The sequence below is a fragment of the Kouleothrix sp. 19917 genome (assembly GCF_057073505.1).
This window is the reverse complement of the sequence record NZ_CP097099.1, coordinates 2,216,356-2,230,581: the sequence shown is the minus strand read 5'-3', so window position 1 is coordinate 2,230,581 and position 14,226 is coordinate 2,216,356. Positions and strand designations below refer to the sequence as shown.

The 14,226-nt window shown below is 60.8% G+C and carries 10 protein-coding genes; 3 read left to right on the top strand and 7 right to left on the bottom strand.

Annotated elements, in window-relative coordinates; all coding sequences use genetic code 11:
* Positions 1-42: 42 nt before the first annotated feature.
* The 3 genes from M1P90_RS09280 to M1P90_RS09270 form a co-directional block, all read right to left on the bottom strand.
* Positions 43-2,580 carry a diguanylate cyclase gene (locus M1P90_RS09280; RefSeq protein ID WP_483702335.1) on the bottom strand — a complete coding sequence of 846 codons (2,538 nt, stop codon included), beginning with the start codon at positions 2,578-2,580 and terminating at the stop codon, positions 43-45.
* Between the two features lie 414 nt (positions 2,581-2,994).
* Positions 2,995-4,539 (bottom strand): S8 family peptidase, encoded by a 1,545-nt coding sequence (locus M1P90_RS09275; RefSeq protein ID WP_483702334.1) that lies wholly within the window; start codon positions 4,537-4,539, stop codon positions 2,995-2,997.
* Between the two features lie 63 nt (positions 4,540-4,602).
* Positions 4,603-4,800 carry a hypothetical protein gene (locus tag M1P90_RS09270; protein ID WP_483702333.1) on the bottom strand — a complete coding sequence of 66 codons (198 nt, stop codon included), beginning with the start codon at positions 4,798-4,800 and terminating at the stop codon, positions 4,603-4,605.
* A 319-nt stretch (positions 4,801-5,119) separates the two neighbouring features.
* On the opposite strand from M1P90_RS09270, the gene M1P90_RS09265 reads away from it, so the two are divergent.
* The 3 genes from M1P90_RS09265 (at position 5,120) to M1P90_RS09255 (ending at position 9,807) form a co-directional block, all read left to right on the top strand.
* Complete coding sequence (locus tag M1P90_RS09265) at positions 5,120-6,463, top strand: hypothetical protein (protein WP_483702332.1); 1,344 nt, start codon at positions 5,120-5,122, stop codon at positions 6,461-6,463.
* Between the two features lie 221 nt (positions 6,464-6,684).
* Positions 6,685-8,034 (top strand): hypothetical protein, encoded by a 1,350-nt coding sequence (locus M1P90_RS09260; RefSeq protein WP_483702331.1) that lies wholly within the window; start codon positions 6,685-6,687, stop codon positions 8,032-8,034.
* Positions 8,035-8,181: 147 nt separating this feature from the next.
* Positions 8,182-9,807 (top strand): hypothetical protein, encoded by a 1,626-nt coding sequence (locus M1P90_RS09255; protein ID WP_483702330.1) that lies wholly within the window; start codon positions 8,182-8,184, stop codon positions 9,805-9,807.
* A gap of 91 nt (positions 9,808-9,898) precedes the next feature.
* On the opposite strand, the gene M1P90_RS09250 is transcribed toward M1P90_RS09255, so the two are convergent.
* The 4 genes from M1P90_RS09250 to M1P90_RS09235 all read right to left on the bottom strand — a co-directional run bounded on the left by M1P90_RS09250 (position 9,899) and on the right by M1P90_RS09235 (position 14,203).
* Positions 9,899-10,771, bottom strand: coding sequence for a DUF4037 domain-containing protein (locus tag M1P90_RS09250; protein ID WP_483702329.1), 873 nt, complete (start codon positions 10,769-10,771; stop codon positions 9,899-9,901).
* A gap of 14 nt (positions 10,772-10,785) precedes the next feature.
* Entirely contained in the window at positions 10,786-11,283 is a 498-nt protein-coding gene (locus tag M1P90_RS09245) for an RNA polymerase sigma factor (protein WP_483702328.1), read from the bottom strand.
* A 13-nt stretch (positions 11,284-11,296) separates the two neighbouring features.
* Positions 11,297-12,304: an ABC transporter permease gene (locus tag M1P90_RS09240; RefSeq protein ID WP_483702326.1), complete on the bottom strand. Its 1,008-nt coding sequence runs from the start codon at positions 12,302-12,304 to the stop codon at positions 11,297-11,299.
* 105 nt (positions 12,305-12,409) lie between these two features.
* Positions 12,410-14,203 carry a peptide ABC transporter substrate-binding protein gene (locus M1P90_RS09235; protein WP_483702325.1) on the bottom strand — a complete coding sequence of 598 codons (1,794 nt, stop codon included), beginning with the start codon at positions 14,201-14,203 and terminating at the stop codon, positions 12,410-12,412.
* Positions 14,204-14,226: the final 23 nt, after the last annotated feature.

Here is a 14,226-nt window from a genome sequence, read left to right as displayed (position 1 = left end):
ACCCACCGGCAGCGCGGTGGCCACAAGCCTATGCTGTGCGCATTATAATGCCAATTTCGCTGGGGCCGGCAGCAGCGCAATTCCTTCTTTCACTGGCTCAGGAGCCAGGGCGCGGTTTGCCGCCTGCGATTTGCGCAGTACCTCGAGCGCCGAGTTACTAATCAGGGTCAGGCCATCCCGCTCGATGATATTGACGAACACTTCCACAATCGCCGGATCGAACTGCTGCCCGGCTTTGCCCTGCACTTCGCTAATGACCCGCTCAGGGCTCAGTCCGCGGTGGTAGGGTCGATCCGACGCCATCGCCTCGATCGAATCGCACACGTTCAAAATGCGTGCGATCAGCGGGATTTCGTCGCCAGCGAGTGCATCGGGGTAGCCAGCGCCATCCCAGCGCTCGTGGTGGTGGCGCACATACGCCGAAAGGTGCCGCAGGCTGTGGCAGGTTTCGAGGAAATCTGCGCCAAGGCGAGCGTGTAATTTGACCTGGCTGTATTCTTCCACGCTCAGCTTACTTGGCTTATTCAGAATCTCTTCGGGAATGCCAATCTTGCCAATATCATGCAGCAGGCCAGCTTGATACACCTCGGCCTGCTGCTCGGGCGGCAAATTCAGCTCGCGGGCAATCAGCAGCGCATAGTCGGCAACTTTGCTGGCATGGCCAGCTGCGTAGGGGTCGCGCGCATCGATAATTTTTGCCAGCGTCAGGAATAGTTCGTCGTTAAGCTGCTGCATTGATCTGCTGGCAGCGACGACCTCGCCATTGGCGCGGCTCAGCTCGTTGTTCAAGCGCCGCAGCTCGCGAATGCTGTCGGCAGTGCGCTCGGTGTATTGCTTCTGCGCAAAGCGCATCATAATCGCAGGCAGCGAAAACAGCAGCACGCCAAGCGTACCAAAGCTTGTATAGGCAATCGCCATAAACACGCCCATGATGCAGAGAATGAGATAATGGCCGATCATCCAGCCGAACTGCTGGCGCCAGTGCGCGCGTGGCGTGCTGCCTTTCTTCAGGCTAATAAATGTTGCAAACAGCCCGCTTTCTATCAGGAAGTGCATCACACCGGCAATTGCCAACACCGGCAACAGGCGCAGCAGGTGCGCAAGGCTAAGCGGTACCCCAGCAGCCTGGAACGCAAGCACCGGCGCGACACCACCAATAATATGGGTTGCCCAGTTGAATAATGAAGTATAGAGTTTCGGGCGCTGGCGGCTGTAATGCACCAGCACAATGACCGTGCATACTGCCACCACCCCTGGGATGCCAAGCACCAGCGCCGCAGCAAACACCAGAGCTACCGACACTGAGAAGGTCGAGTGCTCGTAGACATTGATCTGTAACAGCTCGGCGATGACCGTAAGCCCCATCAGAAGCACCAGCGCCGCACCGTCCAGCTGCGGCATTGCTGCCAGCCCCCATAGAGCCACGCCCAGGCCAGTTGCACTCACACCGCTGGTGAAGAGCCAGAACAACGGATGCGGACGCAGATTGCTGGGTATGCTCGGGGCTGGTGGGAGTACGACGGGTTGCGCAACTGGCGCGGGAGGAGTTTCTGGCACTGCGGGAGCCGGAGCAGTTGCGTTAGCCTGTAAACGCTCTTTGACCGCGCCGGCTGCCTTCATCTGCTCAATCGTCACCGAGTGCGGAACATCGCCGGTATACACCACCCGATTGCGCCCGCTGAGCTTGGCCTGATACACGGCGACATCGGCTGCGTGCATCAGCTCGGTTGTGTTTGCGCCGTCTTGCGGGTAGCACGCCACGCCCATGCTCATGGTCGCGTGAATGGGTGTGTCTGATGTGCTTACCGTGAAAGGTATCGCTTCCACCATTACGCGAATACGCTCGGCTAGCTGCATAGCGGCGGCAGGATCGGTTTCGGGCAGGGCGATGCAGAACTCTTCGCCACCAAAACGCGCCGCCAAATCGTAGTGCCGCACATTCGCTCGGAGCACTTCGCCAATGCCAGCCAGCACAACGTCGCCCGCAAGGTGCCCATAGGTGTTATTAATATTCCGCATCAGGTCAAGGTCGGCAATGATCACCGAAAGGGGCCGATCAAAACGCTCAGCGCGGTTATATTCTTCGAGAAAAAGTTTGTTGAAATAGCGCGCATTCAGCAGCCCGGTTTTCATGTCGGTCTGGGCTTCCTGCTTCAGCTGTGGCACTGTCAGTGCGCGGTAAATAAGCACAATCGGCGAAAGCACCGGGAGGATCAACCACGGGTTGGTATACCATAACCTGGCCACCACAAAGCCAAGGCAAAGGTTTACAAAATCCGGCAGGATACTTTCAATACTCAGCACGCCCGATTGCTGCCACGAAATATTCCGTGCGAGCAGCAGTGCAAGGCCGATAACCGCGTGGTTGATCAGCACGTAGGCAAGCGCGGCACAGATTGCGGCCAGCACTGGCATGCCCAGAGGCAGCTCGCTGTCGAACCGCAGCAGGTTCGTATACAAAACCAGCGCGCTAATACCTGCAATGATATGTGTGGCAATATTGAACGGCTGCAGGTACCAGGCTCGCAGGCGCTCACCCTGCGTCAGCCGCTCACGCACCCATTCGACAAGATGTGGCATAAGCGCCAGCAGGACAAACATACCGGGTGGCAGCAACAAAACACCCACGAACAAAAAGATCATACTGGGATAGTACGTCTGGTTGTCAGGGGCTTTGGCCTCGAAAAGATGCGCGCCTGTTGTGATCACAATCAGGATGGCAAGCAACATTAACTGTGGCAGTGTTGCTTCTGCCTGCTGCCATGCGCTTATGCCGAGCAGAGTTGCTCCAAGAAGGATGCCGATGATGTACGCCCAGGCTAACTTTGACATTGTTTTGCTCCGCTTCTCAGGCGCTGCCGCGCCAGGGAGTTGCCATGCCACAGGTGGGTTGATACCAATCGAGCGAGGTGGCGTGGCACCTGGCGCATCCAATGCGCCAGGTGCCACGAGCCAAATGGAGATTGAGCCCGTTCTTGTGCACCGAATACAGTGCTACTCGCCCCAGTAATCGCTGCTCCAGTTCACGCTGGTCCAGTTGACACTCGTCCAGTTCACGCTGGTCCAGTTGACACTTGTCCAGTTCACGCTGGTCTCGTTCGTCGCGCTAAGGTCGCCACTGATCAACTGGCTGGGAACAACGTTTGCATTCGCGCTCCTTGTCGTTGCTGTATTGAGCGCAGCATAGACATCGAGGATTCCAGCGCCGGCGGTTCGCGTTGTGTAGGCCGGCCAGCTTTTGTTCGCCGTCGATTTCAGGCGATACTTTACCTGATCCGGGGTCAGGCCCGGCTCCCGCTGGAGTATCAGGGCGGCGGCGGCTGCCACCATTGGCGCAGAAACCGAGGTGCCCGACATGCGGAAGTATGTGCCTGTAACAATGTTCTGTGGATGCTCGGCCGGCAAGCCCATACCCAGGTTGCCTATCAGGCTGACGATATTTGTGCCGGGCGCAATCAAATCGGGCTTGGAAAGGCCGTCGATGGTTTTGCCATAGGCCGAGAAGCTGGCAACTTTATCATCGCCCACATCTGCCGTGCCTTTGTCGTCGCTCGCGCCAACCGTGATCACATACGGATCGTTCGCTGGTGGGTAGACGGTGCCCCGGCCGCGATTGCCCGAGGAAGTGACGACCACAATGCCTTTGTTCCAGAGAATTTCGGCGGCGGCATCGATCGGGTTCACATGGTACGACTCGTTTGCGTCGCTGTTGATCGAGATATTGACGACGCGAATGTTATAGGCCGCCTTGTTATTCAAGATCCACTGCAGGCCTTTGACCACGCTGCTGGCCGTGCCTGCGCCATTATTCAGGTCGTCGCTCACCTTGACGTTGATGATATTGACTTGCGGAGCAACGCCGATGTATTTGCCATTCGATGCGCGCCCATTGCCGCCAATAATGCCTGCAACGTGCGAGCCGTGGCCATATGCATCGAAGGTGGTGATGTTATAGCCACTGTTGAAGCCGACATTGCCCGTCACGCGGTTCCGGCCCATAATGGTATACAGGTCGCCCTGGAAATTTACGCCGCTGTCTACCACGGCCACACCAATTCCCTGCCCCTGATAGCCCTGCGCCCAGACTTTGTCGGCCTGAATTGCCTGGATGTATGTATTCGTCAGGTTCGCTGCGCTAATACATTCAAAGCAGATACTATTCGTCACAGTGCCGTCGGCCGAGATCCAGCTAATATTGCGGTTGTGCGCGAGTTGCAGAATGGAGGCTGCTGGCAGCTCGACGGCGAGCGAATGGATGATGCTCAGCTCGTCCGTAATGCGGCCACCAAGCGCATTGATCTGCGGCTCGACGCCGCTTGCTTGTTCTGCCAGGCGCACAATTACCGAAACGGTGCGGGCTGGCTGCTGGGCCGCCAGCGCAAGCAGGCTCTGGTCGGCACGGGGGGCTGGCTGGGCCGTCTGGGTCTGAGCTGCCGAAATACTCCCTATCAGCAGCACCGCCAGGATCATAATGCTGACAAGCCGCAAGCCTTTATTGGCCGACTGAAACGGTGATGGGTGTGGCATTGATGTAATCATTACCAATCTCCTTGTGAAATACCCAACGTTTTGTGCGCACTAAAAACACACTCCGCACCAGAGCTAGGCGGCGGAATTCACCAGCCAAGTGCCTGAAGAAAGCGAACGATACAAGTTCAAAAGCGGGATGGAGCGCAGCGTGCTGTGTGCGAGGCGCACAAGCGTGCCACCGTTTCGATGCGTCTCGCTCACTTGCAGGCGTGAGCGATTGACATTGATGACGGCAGCAAAACGTCGAGACAGTGAGGCAAAGCCAAGCATGATACTCTCCTGCTAATGCAACGATCGGCGTGGAAACGTCACAAATACGGGGCAGGTTGAAACGCCTACCTGTACAATAGTTTCTGGGCTTCGGGCCCTGTCATCAAGCGAACCGGGCCTGATGATCGCAAAACGGGTTTTTACCAACGCATTGACGACAGCTTTGAGTGTACTGGCAGGGCTATACCATTCCATTACCAAAAAAACTATTGACAAACATATTGAGCTTGGCGTATGCTGATGCGTAGAACCTTGCGCAGCTGAAATGTTCGCGTTTGCGCAGCCGCCGTTTTGCGCGGTTGCTAGAGGAGGACAACCCATGCCTGTGCGTTCTCTTGCGTGGCGCTGGATGGCCGGGATGCTGGCCTTGCTGGCAGTGCTTGCAGCGGTTCTGGTTGTAGCACCGGCCCGCGCAGCTACCGAAGTGGTGTACGTAAGTGCCACCGGGCATTATGTGCGCGGCGTTTTTCGCGACTACTGGGATAAGCACGGCGGCCTGCCGGTGTTTGGCTACCCCTTAACCGAAGAATATATCGATGCGCAGACCGGCCGGGTGTACCAGTATTTCGAGCGGGCGCGCTTTGAGCGCGCAAGCGCCACTGCCACACAGGTTGATCTTGGCCTGCTGGGAGTGATGGCAGCGGGCAACCGCACCTTCGCGCCAGCCCAGCCGATCACCAGCAGCAAGCAGCGGCGCTACTTCCCCGAAACCAAGCATGTTGTGCAGTATGGCTTCAAGGACACCTGGGATGCGCAGGGCCTGACGATTTTTGGCTACCCGTTGAGCGATGAGGTCGATGAGCAGCTGTCCGACGGCAAGGTGCATACGGTGCAGTATTTCGAGCGGGCGCGCTTTGAATACTGGCCCGATCTGCCAGCCGGCCAGCGCGTACTCCTCACCTTGCTGGGGCGGCAGTTTGCGCCGCGTGAGCTGACTGCGCCGCTCGCACCTGGCTCGCCACCAACTGCACCAGTCGGCGCGACACCGACCCCAACCCCGCCTCCCGCCAATTCGCCTTCGCTGATCCGCCCGGTGCTGCCTGCCAGCAAGAATGCCGCAGTGGTCCCACAGGCTGGCTTGCCCGGCACGACTTTTAGCTTTGCCGCGCATGGTTTCAAGGCGGGCGAGAAGGTGGGCGTGTGGCTGAATTCGCCCGATGGCGCGGTATATGGCGCGCGCTTCCAGGCCACTGCCGACAGCAGCGGCTCGATTGATGGCGCAGGCATTGGTTTCAGTACCGACGCAAGCACGCTGCTGGGCGTGTGGTCGTTTGTTGGGCAGGGCGTCGAAAGCGGCAATGCTGCGGTGGGTTACTTCCTGATCATTGGCGACGCGATTGGCCGCCTGCCACCGCCACAGCCCGGCGTGCCCGCTAATGTCGATGCGCGGGTCGAGCCACCGGCCGGTCGCGCCGGCACGGTGTTCTTCTTCGATGCGTATGGCTTCAAGCCGGGCGAAGAAGTGACGCCAAGCGTGGTCGCCTCCGACGGCACGCGCGTGACGGTGGCGTACACCGTCAAGGCCGACAGCAAGGGCGGCATTGGCTATGCTGGCCTGTACTACGTCACCGAGCCAAACCACCCGCTTGGGCTGTGGCGCTTCGAGGCCAAGGGCAAAGACAGTGGCAAGCTCTCGGTTGGCTACTTTGTGCTGACGCCGTAGCGCACATTCCACACAAATTGGGCAATCCAGTCGGGGGTGGCGTGGCTGCCCCCGACTTATTGTTTCCGGGCGGGCGCCGTATCAGAATTGCTATCAGCTTTCCAACAGCTTACGGTCATGGTTCTGCAACCTCTTGCGATTGCCGTTGGGGTGGCGGGCGAGTACAGTAGAGCTGCGTACTATCGCAGCACATACTTGCCCGCATCTTCGCAGGAGGCCTTATGCCAACGCTCGCGCGCCGCTCACTATTTGCCAGCATCGTTCTGGCTTTGCTGCTGCCCGCACTTTCCGCCTGCTCCACCCCCGAGCCAACAACCGCGCTGGCAGTAAGCAGCCTGCCAACCGCCGCCGTGGCCACGGGCGCGCCGCAGGCTGCAGCCGTGGTGCCTGCCGCGAAACCGGCCGTGGTTTCGGCGGCAACGCCCACCAGCACGCCGCTGCCCTACCCAACGCCGCTACCCCAGCCGCCCACACCAACTACGCAGCCAGCCGGGCCGGGCGGTCTGCCCTTCCCGCTGCACAGCGATCAGCTCCAGTTTGGCGTGGCTGCGCACCTCTACTACATCAACCGCGATGCGGCGCTGGGCGCGGCCAGTGATGTGGGCTTCGGCTGGATTCGGCAGCAAATTCACTGGCGCGACCAGGAAGGCCCGGCGGGCAATTATGTGTGGGGCGAGCTTGAGGCGATCATCCAGAGTGTTAACGCCCACAACCTCAAGCTCATGCTTTCGATTGTGCGCACGCCGAGCTTCTACCGCGCCGACGGCGGCGACGGCCTGCCCGACGACCCGGCCGCGCTGGGGAATTTTGTGGCCGCGCTTCTGCAGCGCTACCCTGGCCAGGTGCAGGCGATTGAGATCTGGAATGAGCAGAACCTTGCGCATGAAAACGGCGGCTATGTCTCGACCGACGATGCCGGCCACTATGTGGAAGTGCTCAAGGCGGCCTACACCAGCATCAAGGCGGTGGACCCGAGCGTGATTGTGGTGGCCGGCCCGCCCGCCTCGACGGCGACCAACCAGTCGAACACGGCAATTTCGGACCTGCGCTACTACCGCGCGATGTACAGCTACCAGAACGGCATGATTCGCAACTACTTCGATGTGCAGGCTGTGCACCCCGGCGGCTCGGCTAACCCGCCCAACACCATGTGGCCCGACAATCCCAGCCCGGCGCAGGGCTGGACGACCGAGCCAACCTTTTATTTTCGCCATGTCGAGAATGTGCGCAAGCTGATGGAAGAATATGGCATGGCCGACCACCAGATCTGGATCACCGAGTTTGGCTGGGCCACACAGAACGACACGCCTGGCTTTGAGTTCGGCAATCAGGTGTCGTTCGACCAGCAGGCCGAGTATATTGTTGGCGCGATGCGGCGTACCAAAGAGCAGTACCCGTGGGTTGGCAATATGTTTCTGTGGAACCTGAACTTCGGGCCGCTAAAGGCCAGCGAAGGCCAGCCAATGAATGAGCAGGCGTCGTTCAGCATCCTGAATGGCGACTGGTCGCCGCGCCCGGCCTACTATGCTATTCAGCAATATATCGCTGGCTTGCGCGCCCCGGCACAATAATCTCCCGCGCTGCTGCTTCGTTACGCGCCGTTTGCATCAAATTTGCAGACGGCGCGTTGCATTTTGGCTATTTTCGCGGCCGAAGAAGGCTGCTATGATGAGTCCTGCATCCTCATTGTATTAGCCATATTCGATCAGGGAGGCTTTATGCGCACATTGCCGTGGCTGAATCGCGTTGCACGCCCCGCTTTGCTCCTTGGCTCACTTCTGCTCGCCCTGCTCGCCGCGCCCGCGCCCGTTCCTGCTGCGGCGCGCAGCGCTCGCCCCACCACGCCCGAGCTGATCGACCAGGCCTATGCGCGTGGTGCAATTAGTGGCGACCAGCGGCTGACCTACCTGATCTACGCGGTGCGCGACATCAGCCGTGTTCCGGTGGCGCTGGTTGGGCGCGGTGGCTGGAGCGCGACCATGGTGCTGCGCGAGATCAACCGAGCACGGCAGACACTCGCCGGTGGGCGTGCAGCTTTTTCGCCCGCCTTGCGCGCCGCGCTCGAATCGCCCACGCCGCAGGCCGCGACAGTGTGCGATACCGAAGATGGCGCAAATACGATCAACACTACTCATTTCCATATCGTCTACGGCTCGATCAATACGCTCACGGCGCAGGAATATGCGGGCGCACTGGAAGAGACTTTTAGCACCGAGATTGGCACCTATGGCTGGGCGCAGCCGCCGCTGAGCGACAACAACCCCTTCGGGCGCTTCCCGGTGCAAATTTCACCGATTGGCAACCAGACCTATGGCTATGTAACCTCGCCGGGCGGCAGCTTCACTGGCACCGTGGGCGACAACCCAAACACGCCCGCGATCGAAACCGCCGCGCTGGCCTCGTGCATGGTGGTGAACAGCGACATGCTCCAGTTCGCCAATGGCAACGCCCAGGCCGCGCTGCTGGCGCTCAAGGTCACGATGGCGCACGAGTATTTTCATGCGGTGCAGTTTGGCACCGGCGACGCGGGCGGCGCGGAGGAATCGGTCTGGCTTGAGTCGACCGCAGCCTATGTGGAAGACGAAGTGCTGCCCGAAGCACACGACAACTACCAGTATTTGTACCCCGACCTGACGGTCAGCCTGCCGAAGCAAGATGGCAACGACGCGCAGTACTCCATGTGGCCGCTGTTCCGCTATGCTGCCGAGCGCAATGGCGGCCTGCAAAGCGCCACGGGCACCAGCCTGATGAAAGCAATGTGGGCGAATATTGCCGCCGGGGAGCCAGCCATCACCGCCTACGACAATGCGCTCGGCAGCAAAGGCACGAGCCTGGACGACACATTCCATCGCTTTGCGGCGAGCCTGCGCTTTATGAAGCCCTGCGCCACCAGCACGCCCTTCTGCTTCTCCGACGGCGGCGATATTGTGACCAGCCGGGGCGGCACGCCCGCTAACCAGGGCGCGATTGCGAGCATTGGCGGGGGCTATACCGGCGCACTGCCGAATACCTACGCGGCGAACTGGATCGGCCTGCCGCCCAGCGGCACCTACGCGGTGCAGCTGACGAATACTTCTGGCAGCGGGGAATTGCATGCCAGCATTGTGGCCGACATGGGCGATTCGGTGGCGGTGACGGGGCTGGCGGGCACGGCTGGCGCGGGCCAGTCGCTCACGATTGGCAGCTACACCGTGCCGGATGGCGCATCGAGCGTGGTGCTGGTGATTACGAACGAGCAGGTGAGCCTTGATCCTGCGAATATTACCACCAGCAGCTACCAGGTAAGCACCGGCACAGCCGCCGAACTCGATCAGTTTACTTACCTGCCCTGGGCGGCGAGATGAGGCGAAGCTGAGAATTAAACCACCAAGACACCAAGAAACAAAATCTTGGTGCCTTGGTGTCTTGGTGGTAGCGTTTTCTTGTTTCTACAGCTTAATTCGGGAAGCTCGGTTTGTGCTCGACGGCATGCACTTCCAGGCGCTGCACCTCGCGGGCGCGGGCGGTGCTGATGTCGGGCGCGTGCTGCTCGACCAGCGCCAGCGTTTCGTCGGCCAAGGCAGCGAGCCCGGCCGGCGCGGCTGCGCGATTGCCCGCCAGCAATGCCTCGAAGCGCGCCACGGCATCGGCGGGCGCGATTGCCATGCGACGCAGCAGGTCGGCGCTGCGCTTGGGCTTTTCCATCGAAAGGTACATGCCGTTCAGGCCAGCCAGCACGCCCAGCAGGTTGCGCATCATCTCGCAGAGCGTGGCATAGAAGCCAAGCAGGTCGTTGCGCGCCAGGCCCTGCTGCTCAAGCACCCACTGCGGGTAGAAGTGCATGTGCCGCTCGATCATGGCGCGTCCCAGCGCGGCGGGGTAGGCGGCGATGCGCGCGCGCCAGCGCTCGTATTCGTCCTCGCCATAGAGCGCAATGGCGCTCAGAAAGCCATCGAGCACTTCCTGCTTTTCGTCGTCCATGCTGGCGCGCTCCAGCACGTCGTCGACAGTTTGCTCCCACCAGGCCATCGCGAAATGCGCCACGTCGATTTTCGCCTCGCCAACGAAATACTGCTCGACCACGATCAGGTTGTCGAACAAGGGGCGGTAGGTGAAACGCCGCCCACCACTGGGCTGGAGCGCCGTGCTGTGCAGCCACTCGTGGTCGATAGCCGACCAGTACACGGCCATGTCCATGTCGGAATAAGCGTCGGCGAGGTTGCGCGCCGCCGAGCCGCCCAGCGACACCATCCGCACCTGCGGCTGCGCGGCATACACCACCGCCACCTCGCGCGCCAGCTCGACGCGCCACGCGCTCGCCTCATTCATTGCTGCGCCTTCCGCTAATTGGTCCCGAGCTGTAAGTATATCTTACGGAAGCGCTCGCGCGCGCGGAACAAGCGCAGGCGCACGGCAGTGTCGCTGCATGCAAGCGCGGCGGCCAGCTCCTGCGTGCTGTGGCCGGCATAGCTCGAAAGCAGCAGCTGGCGCGATTCGGCTGGCAGCAAGGCCAGCGCGTGGCGCACCGGCTCCTGCACGTCGACGCGCCGCTCCATCGAATCGGTGTCGGGCGGCGCGTCGTGCTCGTACAATGGCGCGAAATGCAGGCGCTGGCGGCGGCGCAGATGGTCGTAGGCGGTGTTGGTGGCGATGCGATACAGCCAGGCCAGCTGATTCGTGATCGTCGCCTGCTGATCCCAGGCGCGCAGGGCTTTCAGAAAGGTTTCCTGGCACAAATCTTCGGCCTGCATCTGGTCGCCAACGAGCCGGGCCAGGTGGGCAAGCAGCGCATTGTAGTGCGCCTGGTAAAGCCGCTCGATCGCGGCGTGCGCAGCAGGCATAGTCCCTCGTCGGTCAGGCGCGGATACGCGGATCGAGCAAGCCATAGCTCAGGTCGACCAGAATGTTCACGAAAATAATCAGCGTCGCATACACCAGTGTCGTGCCCATGATCATCGAGTAGTCGCGCTGGAACAGCGAGGTGACGAAAAAGTTGCCAATGCCGGGAATACTGAAGATCGTCTCGGTAATGACCGAGCCGGTGATCAGATCGACCAGGCCCGGGCCGATGATGGTCGCGATGGGGATGAGGCTGTTGCGCATCATATGGCGAACGATGACCATGCGCTCGTTCAGGCCCTTGGCGCGCGCGGTGCGAATATAATCCTGCCGCTTCACTTCCAGCAGCGTGGTGCGCGTAATGCGCGTGATGAACGACATCGAGGCCAGCCCAAGCACCAGGCCGGGCGCGATATAGGGCGTGAAGGTGTTCCAGTCATTATTCGAGATCGAAATCCACTTCAGTGTCGTGCCGAACACAATCAGCGCCAGCAGGCCGGTGACAAAGGTTGGCACCGCGACGCCAATGGTCGAAATCAGCAGGCTCACGTAGTCGAGCAGCGAGTTCTGCTTCAATGCCGAAAGCACGCCCAACGGCACGCCGGTGACAAGCGCAAAGAAGAATGCCAGCAGGCCGAGCCGCACCGAGTAGGGTGCCTGACGCAGCAGAATGTCTTGCACGTTCTTGCCGCGCTGGCGATACGACGGCCCGAGGTCGCCCTGCGCGGCATTGCCAATGTAGTTGAAGAACTGACTGTCGAGGTAGGCGCGGCCGAGCGTGAGCGGGTTGCGCTCGCCGCCGTTCCACAGCGTTTGCGCAGCGGCGGAGTTGAAGTACTGCGGCTTGTCGAGGCCAAAGCGCGCATTCAGCGCCTTGAGCGTCGCGCCATCAACTTGCTTCTTATTGTTGTCTTTGTCGAAGGGACCGCCGGGCGCCTGGTGCATCAGGAAGAACGAGGTAAGCGACACAAAAAACAGCACCGGGATGGCCCAGAGCAGGCGGCGCACGAAAAAGCTGAACATAGTTCCTCGCAGGTGCTTGGCGCAACCGGGCGGGCTGCGCGATACTGGCGTGCCGGCGACGGTGCAGGGGCAACCCGCGCGCGAGCTGCCCCTGCGGTGGCGTGTTTACTTCTCCAGGGTCACGTTGTACATGCTCGTGATCTGGCCCGACCAGTCCGAGTCCTGCGGCGTGAAGTCGAGACCTTTGACATAGGGCTTGACCAGATAGGTGTTTTTGGTGACGCCACGCATCAGCTGCGGCACGTCGCCAATCACCATCTTTTGCGCCTGGGTGTACAGGTCGGCGCGCTTGGCCGGCTCGGTCTCGATGTCGGCCTGGGCCAGCAGCTTGTCGACCTCGGCATTTTTGTAGCCGGTGTTCTTGGCGAAGTTCGTTTCCGACTGCCAGTAGACACTCAGCCAGTTCTGCTGGTCGGGGTAGTCGGCGCACCAGCCGGCAGCCGTGATCTGCGGGTAGGTTTCGTTCGACTTGCGCAGGTTGGTGAGCGTGGTGCCCTCAACCGGGTCGGGCACGATGCTCACGCCCAGGCTCTTCTGGTACATCTGGATGATGTACTCGACGCGGGCCTGGTTGGCCGGGTTGTTGCTGTTGTAGGTCCACTTCAGCTCGGGCAGGCCCTGGCCGTTGGCAAAGCCAGCCTCGGCCAGCGCAGCCTTGGCCTTTTCGGCATCAAAGGGGTAGCGGCTCTCATCGGCATCGTAGCCCGGGTAGCCCTTGGGAATCCAGGTCTGCGAAGGGATTTCGGTGTCCTTGAGCGCGTCGCGGTCGTAGCCGGCGCGATCAAAGCCGTAGGCAAAGGCTTCGCGCACCTTGGGGTTGCTGAACGGCTCTTTGTTCAGGTTGAAGCTGGTGGTGCTCATGCACGCGCCGGGGTACTCGTTATATTCCTTGCCCAGGGTCGCGTCGCTCTTGATCGCCGGCACGTCATTCGCGTCGGGCGTAACGATATCGACTTCGTTGTTCTTGTAGGCTTGCAGCGCCACCGCCAGATCGTCGATAAACTTGATCTGCATGCCAGCGAGCTTGGGCGGGCCGGCCCAGTAGTTCGCGTTGGCCTTGAATTCAATCAGGTTGTTGCTGTGATCGATGGTGGTAACCTGCCAGGGGCCATTGCCGACCTGATTGGCAACATCTTCAAACCAGGTCTCGCCGCCTTTTTCCACCAGATCCTGCTTGGCCGGGTACATCACCCAGGTGCCGACGAGGGTATGGAAGTAGGGCGTTGGCTGCGCCAGGTCGAATACAATCGTCTTGTCGTCTTTAGCGGTCACGCCCAGCGCTTTCTGCAGATCGGGCAGCTTGGCCTCGTCGGTTGGCACCTCGGTGCCAATGATCGCGTCCGCGCCCTTGATCATAAACAGCAGGGTCTGGTAGTCGCCGGGGCTGTGCGGGTCGAGCACGCGATACACCGCGTTGACAAAGTCCTGCGCCGTCAGCGGCGAGCCGTCGGAGTACTTCAGCCCGTCGCGCAGGTGGAAGGTGACCTGGGTTGCGTCGGCGTTGTAATCCCAGCTTTCGGCGGCAGCTGGCACGGTTTTCAGGTCTTTGTCGAAGCGCGTCAGGCCTTCGTAGTTTTGCTGGAGCACGGCGATTTCGTTCGAGAACGAGGATTTCTGTGGGTCGAGGCTGTCGGGCCAGGTGCTGTCTGCAACGCGCAGAATGTTGTCACCGGAGGTGGGTGGGTTGGTCGATTCTGCCGGGGCGGCAGTTGCCTCGGCCGGGGCGGCGGTGGCTGCGTCGGCAGCCGGGGCGCTGGTGGCCTCGGCGGCGGGCGCGGCTGCGGTGGGCTGGCCAGCCGATGGGGCAGCGCCACCACCGCCACAGGCAGCCAGCACTGGCAGCAGCAGGGCCAGCAACAGGAGCACCATCGTCGTGCCGCGCGCGTTGTGGTGTTTCATGAGAAAGCGCCTCCTTTCAAATG

Coding starts and splice junctions, on each gene's coding strand:
- M1P90_RS09280 (WP_483702335.1), bottom strand. CDS start 2,580: ATGCCACATCTTGTCGAATGGGTGCGTGAGCGGCTGACGCAGGGTGAG.
- M1P90_RS09275 (WP_483702334.1), bottom strand. CDS start 4,539: ATGATTACATCAATGCCACACCCATCACCGTTTCAGTCGGCCAATAAA.
- M1P90_RS09270 (WP_483702333.1), bottom strand. CDS start 4,800: ATGCTTGGCTTTGCCTCACTGTCTCGACGTTTTGCTGCCGTCATCAAT.
- M1P90_RS09265 (WP_483702332.1), top strand. CDS start 5,120: ATGCCTGTGCGTTCTCTTGCGTGGCGCTGGATGGCCGGGATGCTGGCC.
- M1P90_RS09260 (WP_483702331.1), top strand. CDS start 6,685: ATGCCAACGCTCGCGCGCCGCTCACTATTTGCCAGCATCGTTCTGGCT.
- M1P90_RS09255 (WP_483702330.1), top strand. CDS start 8,182: ATGCGCACATTGCCGTGGCTGAATCGCGTTGCACGCCCCGCTTTGCTC.
- M1P90_RS09250 (WP_483702329.1), bottom strand. CDS start 10,771: ATGAATGAGGCGAGCGCGTGGCGCGTCGAGCTGGCGCGCGAGGTGGCG.
- M1P90_RS09245 (WP_483702328.1), bottom strand. CDS start 11,283: ATGCCTGCTGCGCACGCCGCGATCGAGCGGCTTTACCAGGCGCACTAC.
- M1P90_RS09240 (WP_483702326.1), bottom strand. CDS start 12,304: ATGTTCAGCTTTTTCGTGCGCCGCCTGCTCTGGGCCATCCCGGTGCTG.
- M1P90_RS09235 (WP_483702325.1), bottom strand. CDS start 14,203: ATGAAACACCACAACGCGCGCGGCACGACGATGGTGCTCCTGTTGCTG.